General features: G+C 43.7%; 12 protein-coding genes and 1 riboswitch. Of the genes, 9 read left to right on the top strand and 3 right to left on the bottom strand.

From position 1 onward, the window contains the following. The first annotated feature begins 18 nt into the window (after positions 1-18). The 4 genes from ACSX1A_RS19445 (at position 19) to ACSX1A_RS19430 (ending at position 6,160) form a co-directional block, all read left to right on the top strand. Positions 19-1,266 carry a glycosyltransferase family 2 protein gene (locus ACSX1A_RS19445; protein ID WP_439881303.1) on the top strand — a complete coding sequence of 416 codons (1,248 nt, stop codon included), beginning with the start codon at positions 19-21 and terminating at the stop codon, positions 1,264-1,266. 50 nt (positions 1,267-1,316) lie between these two features. Continuing rightward, positions 1,317-2,183, top strand: coding sequence for a hypothetical protein (locus ACSX1A_RS19440; protein WP_439881302.1), 867 nt, complete (start codon positions 1,317-1,319; stop codon positions 2,181-2,183). Between the two features lie 216 nt (positions 2,184-2,399). Continuing rightward, positions 2,400-5,384 (top strand): two-component regulator propeller domain-containing protein, encoded by a 2,985-nt coding sequence (locus tag ACSX1A_RS19435; RefSeq protein ID WP_439881301.1) that lies wholly within the window; start codon positions 2,400-2,402, stop codon positions 5,382-5,384. A gap of 29 nt (positions 5,385-5,413) precedes the next feature. Continuing rightward, positions 5,414-6,160, top strand: coding sequence for a LytR/AlgR family response regulator transcription factor (locus ACSX1A_RS19430; RefSeq protein ID WP_439881300.1), 747 nt, complete (start codon positions 5,414-5,416; stop codon positions 6,158-6,160). 96 nt (positions 6,161-6,256) lie between these two features. Here ACSX1A_RS19430 and ahcY read toward each other — a convergent pair whose 3' ends face one another. Together ahcY and ACSX1A_RS19420 are read right to left on the bottom strand one after the other, a co-directional pair. Further along, positions 6,257-7,564, bottom strand: coding sequence for an adenosylhomocysteinase (gene ahcY, locus ACSX1A_RS19425; RefSeq protein ID WP_439881299.1), 1,308 nt, complete (start codon positions 7,562-7,564; stop codon positions 6,257-6,259). 153 nt (positions 7,565-7,717) lie between these two features. After that, positions 7,718-8,413, bottom strand: a complete 696-nt coding sequence (locus ACSX1A_RS19420; RefSeq protein WP_439881298.1) for a DUF4397 domain-containing protein — start codon at positions 8,411-8,413, stop codon at positions 7,718-7,720. Between the two features lie 173 nt (positions 8,414-8,586). Here ACSX1A_RS19420 and ACSX1A_RS19415 point away from each other — a divergent pair, with 173 nt between their 5' ends. The 5 genes from ACSX1A_RS19415 to ACSX1A_RS19395 all read left to right on the top strand — a co-directional run bounded on the left by ACSX1A_RS19415 (position 8,587) and on the right by ACSX1A_RS19395 (position 11,971). Next, positions 8,587-9,774, top strand: coding sequence for a THUMP-like domain-containing protein (locus ACSX1A_RS19415; RefSeq protein ID WP_439881297.1), 1,188 nt, complete (start codon positions 8,587-8,589; stop codon positions 9,772-9,774). A 97-nt stretch (positions 9,775-9,871) separates the two neighbouring features. After that, complete coding sequence (locus ACSX1A_RS19410; protein ID WP_439881296.1) at positions 9,872-10,126, top strand: hypothetical protein; 255 nt, start codon at positions 9,872-9,874, stop codon at positions 10,124-10,126. Between the two features lie 70 nt (positions 10,127-10,196). Next, positions 10,197-10,442: a hypothetical protein gene (locus ACSX1A_RS19405; RefSeq protein ID WP_439881295.1), complete on the top strand. Its 246-nt coding sequence runs from the start codon at positions 10,197-10,199 to the stop codon at positions 10,440-10,442. Positions 10,443-10,455: 13 nt separating this feature from the next. Next, positions 10,456-10,638 (top strand): hypothetical protein, encoded by a 183-nt coding sequence (locus tag ACSX1A_RS19400; protein WP_439881294.1) that lies wholly within the window; start codon positions 10,456-10,458, stop codon positions 10,636-10,638. A 190-nt stretch (positions 10,639-10,828) separates the two neighbouring features. Beyond that, on the top strand, positions 10,829-11,971 hold the full coding sequence (locus tag ACSX1A_RS19395) for an alpha/beta hydrolase-fold protein (protein WP_439881293.1): 1,143 nt from the start codon (positions 10,829-10,831) through the stop codon (positions 11,969-11,971). Between the two features lie 2 nt (positions 11,972-11,973). Here ACSX1A_RS19395 and ACSX1A_RS19390 read toward each other — a convergent pair whose 3' ends face one another. Then, the gene (locus ACSX1A_RS19390; RefSeq protein ID WP_439881292.1) at positions 11,974-12,576 is read right to left on the bottom strand and encodes a DNA-3-methyladenine glycosylase; all 603 of its coding nucleotides are present in this window, start codon (positions 12,574-12,576) and stop codon (positions 11,974-11,976) included. A 132-nt stretch (positions 12,577-12,708) separates the two neighbouring features. After that, positions 12,709-12,915, top strand: a riboswitch (cobalamin riboswitch). Positions 12,916-12,943: the final 28 nt, after the last annotated feature.

Below are 12,943 nucleotides of genomic sequence, written 5' to 3'. Positions count from 1 at the left end.
ACCTGCGGCAAACTGCTTATGGGCAATTTAATTTCAGTAACTGTACTAACAAAAAACAGCCAGAAACTGTTAAGCACCTGCCTTAGCGCCCTTCAGGATTTTGATGAAGTAATTGTACTGGATAATGGGTCTACAGACAATACCATTGCTATTGCAAAGCAATTTCAGAATGTAAAAGTTATTGAAACACCCTTCATAGGGTTTGGTCCCCTTAAAAATTTCGCGGCGCAATCTGCAGCTAATAATTGGATACTTTCTATAGATAGTGACGAGGTATTGGCTGATGATTTGAAGGCAGAACTTTTAAACCTGGAATTGTCAGATACAACTGTTTATAGCTTTAAGAGACATAACTACTATCGTAATAAGCATATTAGAGCCTGCGGCTGGGACAACGACGTGGTGCTGCGCTTGTATAATAAATGTTCCACAAGCTTTGCAAACCTGCAGGTGCATGAGTACGTCCGGACGGAGGGCCTGGAGGTGCAGCAGATAGCAGGCACGCTACACCATTACTCCTATGATTCCATCGCGCAGCTTATCTCGAAATCAAATTCCTACACCTCCCTTTTTGCGTCTGAAAACAGGTTTTTAAAGAAATCCTCGCCATTTAAAAGTTACTACAAGTGGGTATTTTCTTTTTTTAAGAACTACGTGCTACAGCGGGGCTTTTTGTATGGCTATGAAGGCTTCACTATTTCTTTTACCAATGCCGCTGGTGCATTCTATAAGTACATGAAGCTGTACGAGGCAAACCAAACGCTTCAAATAAGTTTGATCATCCTGCAACCTCAGAACAGGGAAGTATGGGAAACAACCAGGCAAAAGCTATGCTTGCAGCAGGAAGCGCCTGTTGAGCTGATCACAATGCACACAGATCCTGAAGTTAGCACCTCAGGGTTAGTACAGGTTCAGCATACTTTTATGCCTGTCCGATATGTAAATTCGTCAGGTACTTTCAACTTCCATGCTATACTTCGGGAGGCGGTTGAAATCTCTGTGGGCGAATATGTTGTTGTAGTTGCCAATAACGCTGTACTCACTACTGACTTTTTAAAGCAAGTAAAGCGGCAGGCAAAGAGAGGCACATTTATATATAAATCAAGTGGTGCCCCTACTTCTTTAAGCTCCTTTATAGCATTTTGGAAAAACGACTTTGCTTTACTGAGTGCATCAAAACAGCCCCCTACAGAAGCAACAGAAGGTTTTGATTCACTAGCTGCTGAGCTTCAATTGCATGGCATTAAAATGTGGGCTGATTTTTAAGCACTGCCCCTTGTACTTAAGCACCTCTTTTACTTTAATCTTACACAAAAATGGATTTACTTTTTCTGACGTTTGGCCCTAATATCAAAAATCACTACCAGGCTAATTTCTGCATGTTGTCTTTCCTTGTGCAACAGGAGGAAGTGGATTCAATTAATGTATATACTGATCAACCAAGCTTTTATGAGCGCCTTAGCCATAAGATCAACATCATTCATGTTACTGAGGCAATGCTAAAAAGCTGGAAAGGAGAACATGACTTCTTCTGGCGAATCAAGATAAAGGCCTTGGAACATTTTATTTTAAGCAGTAATAGCAATTCCCTGATCTACCTTGATTCGGATACATTCTTATACAACGATATTAAAGGACTTAAAGCAGCACTTCAGGAAAGTGCACTGATGCACGAGGAGGAGGGAAAACTTTCACAGTTAAAAAGTAAAACAGAGAAGTTGATGTGGGAGCAGGTTAGAGATAAAAGCTTTGGAGGAGTAACTATCACTGAATCTCATACTATGTGGAATGCAGGTGTGGTTGCTATTCCGCAGAAAAACAACCTGCAAGCTGTGCAACTGGCCCTTTCTATTTGCGACGACATGTGCCGCGAAAACGTTACAAGGCGTTTAATTGAACAGTTTGCCCTCTCAGTGGCCCTTGCGGAGACGTATGGCTTACAGGCTGCAGATAAATGGATCGGCCATTACTGGAGCAACAAGGAAGAGTGGAATGTCGGCATCACACAATTTTTCCTGGGTTCTTATTTAAAAGGCGGCAGCATTGAGCAGGATATTGCCAGGATGAAAGAATTTGGCTTTTCAGGCATTCCTATCCGAAAAAGAGAAAAGAACACCAAATTACGCCTGGCCAGCCTCCTGGACAGGATTTTCCCTGCCAAAGAAGTGGCTTATATAAAATAACCAGAAGTATAAAGTCCCTTTTTAGCAAGCGTCTATAGTATTGACATCAGTAGCAATTGCTTTTACTCGTTATTTTATGGCTTCTGCCACATAAGCGCAACTAATTAACTACGTACTTTTTAGCGTATACACCGTAAGCATTATTTACCCTTATCTCCTTGATTACAAATGAATTTGTAAGCCGGAGACAAAACTGTAATGGCTTTGATGTAATATATGCGCTTCCTTTTACTATTTTGTTTGCTCCTGTTGTTTAATGCGGCATCTGCACAACAATATAACTTCCGGAACTGGACACTTGAACAAGGTTTACCTCAATCGCAGGTAAACGATGTACTCCAGGACCACGATGGGCAACTTTGGGTGGCAACCAGGGGGGGCATCAGCCGGTTTAACGGGAAAGACTTTATTACCTACACTAAAGAAGAAGGCCTTAGCAGCAACAATGTCTCATGTCTTTTTCAGGATAGCCGCAATAATATCTGGATTGGTTCCACAGACCATGGTCTTACGCGCTACACGGGCCGCTCCTTTTTTAGATATGATCAAAAAGAGGCATTGCCTATCAAAACCATTTTTGCTGTGGCAGAAGATAAAATGGGGAGAATATGGCTTGCAACTGAAAAGGGGCTTTTCTATGGCAATTTAGAAGGATTTGTAAAGTATAATGCCTTGCCCGAACAAGCTTATACTTCGCTCCTGCTTCTACCCAATGGTACTATCTGGACGGGGTCAGCCACTAATGGGCTCTATAAGATCACTAATTCCGGCTCCGCTACAAACTACAAAACAGAGAACAGTGCGCTACCCAGCAATAGCATAAGTAGTTTGATCCAGACCAACGACAAAACTGTTTGGATCGGAACAGATGCTGGTGTGGCTCAGATAAAGCAGGACTCCCTTGCGTATTTCCCACTTCCCATAACCGGGTCTAACCTGGCAGTCACAAGCTTTGTGATTGATGCTTATAACAATCTTTGGATAGCTCTGCGCCAGAATGGTATCGTAAAGTACGATGGCAAATCGTATACGCACATCACGCGCCTGAATGGCTTGCGGTCAAGAAGGGTTAATACGTTAGCAACAGACAATGAAGGCAATGTATGGATCGGGATGAACGGGTATGGGCTGCAGCAGTACATGTCGCCTTGGTTCGTTCATTATTTTGAGTCAGGCGATATATCAGAGCCCAGAGTAACTGCTTTGTCCGAAGATTCTAAAGGCACTATCTGGTTGGGTACCGACGAAGGCACCACCGCTTATATGAGTGGTGGGCATTTGAACTGGAACCGTAAAACAGCATGGCCTGAGGGTACAGCTATAAACCACATCCTGATGCTGGATGGGGATAAAAACGTTTGGGTATCAACTAGCAATGGTGTCTGGCACATTACCCCTGATTCTACCATCCAATATACGATGAAAGACGGGTTGCCCGCGAACGAGGCTTTCCATTGCACATCGGATACCAAAGGAAATATTTGGATAGCTACGGCAAATGGTGCCACTTGCTTCAACAAAGGCAAATTCACCAACTACACCCCAGATAATGCGCAACCCTCTGAAAAAATATATCAGGTTTTCCAGGACAGTAAAAACCGCATCTGGTTTGGATCCATCAGCGGTATTTACCAGCTAAAGAATAATAAGCTGACGAAAGTGCCGGAGCTGGACCAGTTTCATTTTGAAGACGTTGTCTCTATTGTAGAGGACAAAGCAGGTGTCTTATATTTTGGGGGCTTTAACTATGGCATTATAGTTTTAAATGAAGCCTGGCAAAAGCCCAAGCTGTTTAATGCGTCCGATGGGTTGCCAAACGAAGGTATAAAAGGGCTTTTTGTTGATGCCAGCGATAACCTGTGGGTAGGCACCAGCCGCGATGTGTTAAAGGTCCGGTTACCTATACTACGTCAGAATGGCCGGCTTAATTACAGAAGCTATGCTGGCTCCAATGGTTTTAAAGGAATTGAGATCTGCTATAATGCCATCACTCAAACCCCGGATGGCAGTGTGTGGTTTGGCACTACAAAAGGCCTTACCAAGTACCTGCCTTCTCTGGACAGAAGAAATAAGGTATACCCGGAATTAGCCTTGACTGATATCATGTTGTATCAGAAGCCTACCAATTGGGAAAAGTTAGGATTTGCCGTGGACACTCTCTCCGGTCTCCCGGTTAACCTGAAGCTGCCGCATACACAAAACCACCTTACCTTTGACTTTCATGCCATCTGCCTCTCAGGGCCAGACAAAGTAAAGTATAAACACCGTCTGAAGGGCTATGAAAAACAATGGTCTCCGGCCACAGATCAATCGTTTGCTACCTATGCCAACCTTAATCCCGGCACCTACACCTTTGAGCTCCATGCACAGAACAATGACGGCTACTGGACACCGCAACCTTTACTTTATACCTTCTCTATTGTTCCCCCTATCTGGCGGCGCGAATGGTTTATCGGGGTATTGCTGCTCATATTAGCCGGCTCAGTGCTTAGCATTGTCAGGTTGCGCGAGAGGAGCCTGGTAAAGATGAACACGCTGCTGGAAATGCGGGTTAACCACCGGACCAGACTTTTGGAAAGGAAGAACAGGGAAAAAGAGATGTTGCTCCAGGAAATACATCATAGGGTTAAGAACAACCTCCAGATCGTGATCAGTATGTTAAACCTGCAGGCACGCCACGTAAACGACCCGCAGGCTGTAGATGTGATGCGTGCCATCAGAAGCAGGGTGCGCTCCATGGCTATCCTGCATGAGCGCCTCTATCGCCTCGAGGACCTGGACCAGATAGATCTGGACGACTATTTTATGAGTATTTGCCAGAGTTTATACGAAGCCTATGGGTTTACGCAGGAGGATGTTTTACTTGAGTTACAGGTACCTGCCATAAGAGTAGATATAGATACTGCAATAACTTTAGGATTAATTGTAAACGAACTTGTTTCCAATTCGTTAAAGTATGCATTCCCTGATTGTAAGGGAAAAGGACTGTTAAGTATTGTTTTAGAACAATTAGCGGCCCACCATTGTATATTAACTGTCAGCGATAACGGTAAAGGCCTACCTGCAAATTTCGACTATAAAAGAACGCAATCCTTTGGATTACAACTGGTTTCATCATTAAGCAGGAAACTAAACGGGACTATTAGCTTCATTAATAATAATGGAACAAAATCAATATTACATTTTGTTTTACCATCATAATTTAAAATTTATCGTAAGAACCTAATGCTATGACAAAACCCAAAATCCTTATTTCAGAAGACGAGGTCATCATTGCGGAGGATCTTGCAGCTAGTCTAGAAGAATTAGGCTACACAACATGTGCAATAGATTCTGGCGAAGATACCATAAGCAGAATCCGTGAGACGCAGCCCGACCTGGTGCTGCTAGACATTAATCTCAGCGGTGATCATGACGGCGTTGATATCGGTTCACAGATAAGACAGGAATTTGATATTCCTTTTATATACCTGACGGCATACGCTGACAACGCTACCATAGACAGGGCTAAGAAAACAGAGCCTGATGGATTTCTGGTGAAACCTTATGATGAAAAAAGTTTGCGCTCAGCCATAGAAATAGCTCTTTATAAACATGATAATGTGGGCAAAGAAGATAAGGAGATGAATGGCTCACATGTAAACAATAAAGACGCAGATGTTTCTACAGATTACATTTTTGTTAAGGTAAAGCACCGTATCATTAAAGTGCACTACAGCGAGATAATCTGGGTAGAGGCTTATGACAATTACTCTTTTATTGTTACCGCTGAACAAAAATATCTGGTGAGCTCTACCCTGAAAGACATGGAGCAGAAACTCCCTTCCCAAAACTTTGTGCGCGTACATCGTTCCTATATCGCAAATCTGGATAAAATTGAAGCACTGGAAGAGAACTCGGTGGTATTTGCAAAAGGCGATGTTCCTATTGGTAAATCTTACAAAAAGGCACTAATGTCAAAATTCAATATTATATGACTGAATAAGATACTCTTGACCCTTACCCCTAAAAAGAAAAAGCCGCTGCAGAAAATTCTGCAGCGGCTTTTTCTTTTATATATAAGACCCTAAGGTTTAGTATCTGTAGTATTCTGGCTTATAAGGGCCTTCTACTTCCACACCAATGTAGCGGGCCTGGTCAGGCGTAAGTTCATCCAGCTCAACACCGATTTTTGAAAGGTGAAGACGAGCTACTTTTTCATCTAAATGCTTTGGCAAAGTATAAACTTTGTTTTCGTAAGCATCTGCGTTGGTCCAAAGCTCTAGCTGTGCCAATGTCTGGTTAGAGAAAGAGTTTGACATAACAAAAGATGGGTGGCCTGTAGCACAACCAAGGTTTACCAAACGACCTTCAGCTAACACGATAATATCTTTACCTTCGATGTTATAAAGATCAACCTGTGGCTTGATCACATCTTTTGTATTGCCGTAAGCCTTGTTCAACCATGCCATATCGATCTCATTATCGAAGTGGCCGATATTACAAACGATAGCTTTATCTTTTAAAGAGCGGAATTCGCTCTCACCGATGATATCTTTGTTACCAGTTGCTGTTACTACAATGTCAGCTTCTTTAATAGCATCTGCCATTTTCTTTACAGCGAAGCCGTCCATGGCAGCCTGAAGTGCGCATATCGGATCTATCTCGGTAACAATTACGCGGGCACCTGCACCTCTAAGCGAAGCAGCAGAACCTTTTCCAACGTCACCGTAACCAGCCACAACAGCTACTTTACCAGCCATCATCACGTCAGTTGCACGACGGATAGCATCTACTAAAGACTCTTTGCAGCCATACTTGTTATCAAACTTTGACTTTGTAACGGAGTCGTTCACGTTGATGGCAGGCATAGTAAGCGTACCGTTCTTCATACGCTCGTACAAGCGGTGAACACCAGTTGTAGTCTCTTCAGACAGGCCTTTGATACCAGAAGCAAGTTCCGGATAGTTATCAAGCACCATGTTTGTCAGGTCACCACCATCATCAAGGATCATGTTCAATGGCTTGCGGTCTTCCCCGAAGAAAAGCGTTTGCTCAATACACCAGTCAAACTCCTCTGCTGTCATACCTTTCCAGGCATACACAGAAATACCTGCGGCAGCAATGGCAGCAGCAGCGTGATCCTGGGTAGAGAATATATTACATGACGACCAGGTAACTTCTGCACCCAGTTCAACCAGAGTTTCAATTAGAACTGCTGTCTGGATTGTCATGTGTAAGCAGCCAGCGATGCGGGCACCTGCCAATGGCTTGCTCGGGCCAAACTCCTCACGGATAGCCATTAAACCTGGCATTTCTGCCTCTGCAAGTCTTATTTCTTTACGCCCCCACTCTGCCAGTGAGATATCGCGCACTTTGTACTTAAGCTGTGTATCGATCATTATGTCTGTATTTTCTGATGAAAACACAAAAATACACAATTTGTTGCGCAAGTTCAACAATTATGCATCATTCAAGCTGTGTAACACCAGTTTATAAACTGTAAATGCCCACTATTTAAGCAGGCATTCACAGCAATTTGACTAACCTAGAATTTAATTATTTACGATCACTTCTGCACCCAGGGCATTGCTATTGCCGGATGGAGGGGTAACAAATCCTTTCGCAAAGATCGTGTAGATGCCCCCTTCAACCAGGTTTACAGTAGGTGATAAAACAACGCTTGTGGAACCCGCCGGCCTAACTTCCAGATTATAAGTTCCTGCATCAACAGGCATAAAGGCAGTGCCCTCTTTAAATTCTATATCAGAAAAAAGTACCGGTCCATTTTGCACTGCAATATCCACGGTCGGCGCATCCGGTGAAAGGTGTACAAAGCGCACATGTGCTTTACCTGTAGCTGGTTCTGCTAAATTATCCACAAGCACAACAGGCTCAATGCTACTTACAACATCTGCAGCAAACACAGAGTAAGCTACATCCTCATCCAAATCAACATCTGCATTTATTACGGCACTGCTAACATCTGCCCCTGCCGGCGTTACTTTTATATTGCGGGTGCCAGCTTCAAGCTCCAGATAACCGGTATTGTTAGGATAATTCAGGGCGCTGGGATTTACTTTCTGATTGTCAACATATAAGTCTACGGCAGGTGCATCTGGGGATGCGTGTATTACCATCACCTGTGCCGTGTTTTCCAATAGGTCCAGATCATCGTCGTCGTCATCGCAGCTTGTAAAAAACAGGGCAGGCATAATTGCCAGTAGCAAAAGTTTGGTCCAATTCTTCATAGCTAATTCATTTAAGTTTTACATAATTACAATTACTTGATTAGTAACCATATACAAATTGCATTGTTTAAAAAACACTTTGATATCTTTATCAGCCACTGAGCATAAAAGTATAAATAGCTACCTTTAAGGGCTTTTAAAAGGCACTCCCGACATAAGGGTGTATAAGAGATATGCGGAAATTCACGAAAGAGGAAATACAGTTTATTCAGGAGCACTCACGACAAGATCCTGCTGCATTGATGCTTCAGGCCAGCCGATACCCACATCTGCCAATGCTTGAACTTGTGCAGCAGATACAGGCAAGGCAAAAAGCGTTGCTAAAGCTGCCGTCCTGGGCACAGCATCCTGAAATTATTTTCCCTGTGTCGCTTTCAGTTGAGCAAAGTTCATCTGAGGCAACAGCCTCTTTTAAAGCATCCCTGCTAAGTGGGGAGTTGCTTGTTGACCTGACCGGAGGATTGGGAATAGATAGTTTTTTCTTTGCAAAAAGCTTTAAGCAGGTGATTCACCTGGAGCAGAATGCAGAACTGCAGGAGGTAGCCGCCTACAATTTCAACCTGCTGCAGGCAAATAACATTGAAAGTATAAACAGTAATGCTGAAACCTTCCTGGAGCGCTTTTCGAGTAAGGCTGATGTGATTTACCTGGACCCTGCCAGGCGCGGCGGCAGCGATGAAAAGCTGCACTTATTACAAGACTGTGAGCCGGATGTGCTGCACCTGCTCCCGCTACTGTTACAAAAAGCACAGGCAGTCCTTTTAAAAACCTCTCCCATGCTGGATATTGATTTGGCTCTGGAGCAACTTGGATATGTAAGTAAGGTATGGGTCGTGGCAGTGCAGAATGAGGTAAAAGAGGTGCTATACTTATTAAAGCCTTCTAAAACACCACTAGCAAATGTAGTGCGTACTGCTATTAACTTGCGCACACATGCTGCCCCCCAAGCAATTTCCTTTACCAGTGCCCAGGAAGAGCAGGCTGTGCCTCACTACACCGATCCACAGGAATATATTTATGAGCCAAATGCTGCCATACTTAAGGCCGGGGCTTATCGGTACCTGGGTCAGCAATACAATTTGAACAAGCTCCACCCAAACAGCCACCTTTACACATCTCCTATACTTGTGGCTGATTTCCCGGGCAGAAGCTTCCGGTGCCTTAGCCTTAGCCGCTACAATAAAAAGGAACTGATGCGCCACCTGCCACTCAAAAAAGCCAACATTACAGTCCGTAATTTTCCTGAATCAGTGGCCGAAATTCGTAAAAAAACAGGCATCAAAGAGGGTGGTGATATGTACTTATTTTTTACAACTGACATGCACCAAAAACCCCTTGTGCTAATTTGCACAAAGGTATAATTCACTAGTTTACTGCCAACTACCACAGCTTTACTTCGTACAATACCGTGTAGGCCTGCTCTTTTGCAGGCCTTTGTTTCATAAATTATGTATTGCTATGAAGACCAACAAAGACAAGAATCAGAGCAGAATGGCTGCTGATGTTAATGACACCTCCCGCACCATGAAACCTAGTAAAGGAATTAAAGGGGAAACCACTTCTCAAAACAGCACATCCTCCCCGAAAATCAGCAGTAGTGGTAGCACAACCAATATTCAAAGTAGCCAGGGCCGCGGCTGGCACGGAGATTCAAAAGGACATGCTAAGGCTGGCAGCCAAAGCCACAAAAACACCGATAAAGGCAAGTCCTGATAGCTGAATTCTTGAAACTTAAGCTGCAGCAGCAGCCTATACTATGTTTTACCCAAAACTATAATTACCCATGAAAGGAGAAAAAACAAACTGGGAATTCCATGGCTTTGCCAGTAACCCACAGAAATCTTACGAAGCAGGTAAAAAAGGAAGTATACTTGCAACGCAGGCCTCTTTGAAAGATGCTACAACCCCACATGCAGAAAGTAAAACAACAGCTAAAGCAAGTAATCAGGGTAAGTCTTCTCAAAGTAAAGGATGGCAAAGTGCAGGTAAAAACGATAACAGCAAGAAGAATAACTCTTCTGAAGAATAACCCACAGTAACCTATGAAAGCAATGAAAGACCAAAATAAAAGCAAAGGCTCTAGCCTTACGGATAAGAGCGAAGGCAAAAAGAAAGATATTTCGAACAGCCTGGACAGAGACGTAACCAGTACTCCTCTGTCGCGCTCACAAACTCCTCAAGGCAGAACCGACAACGAGCAGGATAAAGTAAAGAAGAAAAGATAAGCCGAAAAGCTTAAGCAAAAAGCCTGGCTGGGACAGCATAGATGTTGTACCTGCCAGGCTTTTTGCTTAAATTTCAGTTAATGCTGCTATCCAATTCAACAAGTAAATGAGAGCTTTGCTCAAAGATGCACGTAGTAGCTAGTTTGACAACTGATCATCATTCTTCACACGGTATTTATACCCCATAAACATGAAGCTGTTTCTCTTATCATTAGCTGTTCTATTATCATGCTGTTCCATTGCTGTTGCTCAACAGCCCTTCCAGGTTCAGTTTTTAATGAAATCACCTGCATTAGCTGACACTACTACTGTTTATATTACCGGAAGTATACCGCAACTGGGCAATTGGGATCCGGCTACCGCCAGGATGGAATATATAGGCAATCATACCTGGTCCAAGACAATAGAACTGCAGGAACCTCAGACAGTAGAGTACAAGTATACCCTTGGCTCCTGGGACCGGGAAGGCACTGATGCCGATGCAAAAGCGCTTCAGAACTTTCGTTTTAACGCCACTCAAAAAGCTATCATAACAAATGAAGTGCTGTATTGGCTGGACAAAAAAACGGTAACACTAAAAGGTGGGGTAACTGGCACCACCGAACTGCACAAAAACCTTACAGGAAAGGGCATCAAAGATAGAGACCTGATCGTGTGGTTACCCCCGGGATATGCCACCAGCACCAAAAAATACCCTGTGCTTTACATGCACGACGGCCAGAATGTTTTTGACCCCGCTACCAGTTCATTTGGAGTTGACTGGCAGATTGACGAAACGGCGGATAGTTTGATCAAAGCTGGGGCAATTGCTCCTGTTATTATTGTTGGTATTTATAATACCCCGGACAGGAGTGATGAATACACACCCGGTGAAAAGGGAAATGCTTACATGGATTTTGTTGTAAATACAGTTAAACCCTACATTGATCAGGCTTACCGCACCAAAAAAGGCAGGAAACATACTTTTACCGGTGGGTCATCTGCCGGCGGAATCATGGCTTTTATGCTGGCCTGGGAGTATCCCAAGGTCTTTTCAAAAGCTATCTGTATGTCGCCCGCTTTCAAGATACAACACATCGATTATGTAAAAGATGTACGGAATTACCAAGGCAGAAAGAAAAAGCTGTTTTTTTATATAGACAACGGCGGTATTGAACTGGAAGAGCGCCTGCAACCAGGCATTGATGAGATGATAGCTGCGCTTAAAGAAAAAGGCTATAAAGCCGGCAAAGATTTCATCTGGATCAAAGATCCGGAGGCAAAACACTTTGAAGCAGCATGGGCAAAACGCATGCCGTTAGCCCTCAAAACCTTACTCCCGCCTAAAGAGTAACATCACTTCTTCCTGCTTACCCATTTGTTGCCTTTCACCCAAAAACGCCAGGGCAGCAAAGCATCTTCTCCGGCATAGTCTATGCCAATTCGAGGCCCCGTGGATATATTTTCATGAGGTATGACGATCTTTTTATCTTCAATCCAGATGGTCTCTCCTGTCAGGTCGGCACCATAAAGTTTCTTATTGATACCAAGTGCTATACTTAGCACTCCTGGGCCGGCGCTCAGGTTTAGTTTTATGGTAGTGAAGTCCCTGCGTAGCAGCATTTCCTCTATCCCAACTTCCGGCTCAATGGCCCTGATAAGTACAGCGTCTGCCCGGTCCTTTATGTTTGTGATGATGTTGAACAGGTGGTAAATACCATAAACCAGGTACACATAAGCTACACCGCCTTCGTGGTACATGATCTCCGTTCGCTGTGTGCGCCGGTTAAGATGCGCATGGCAAGCCTGATCATTTTCTCCTGCATAAGCCTCTGTTTCCACGATCATGCCACCAGTCAGCATACCATCAATACATGTGTAGACGTATTTGCCAAGCAACTCCCGGGCAATTTGAACTACATTAGGGCGGGTATAAAACGATTTGGGCAGCTTTGTCATCAGAGGTTAACAGACATTTATAAGTATACTTAACACGACCCTCTTTACGTAGAACGCCCTGTTTTACGTTTCCCATTCAGTAGCTCTTTATCAGATTCCAGTCATTATTGATTACGCATTCCGAATTAATCACTAATTTTGCACCTGATTGGTGGCTGTAACTACTGCCGTGGTTATTGCCTTAAAAGGGAAGCAGGTGTAAATCCTGCGCTGTTCCCGCAACTGTCATCTTCACAAAAAAGTTAGCCCAACACCAACGGCCACTGTATTGCACCCGCAGTATGGGAAGGCGGACTAACCGAAGAGAGCCAGGAGACCTGCCAGTCCGACACTGATTTGTCGTATGCTTTCGGGTAAAAAGCTGCAC

Origin of the sequence: Pontibacter sp. MBLB2868 (genome assembly GCF_051904785.1) — a bacterium.
GTDB lineage: Bacteria > Bacteroidota > Bacteroidia > Cytophagales > Hymenobacteraceae > Pontibacter.
This window is presented reverse-complemented; position numbering and strand designations above follow the sequence as displayed.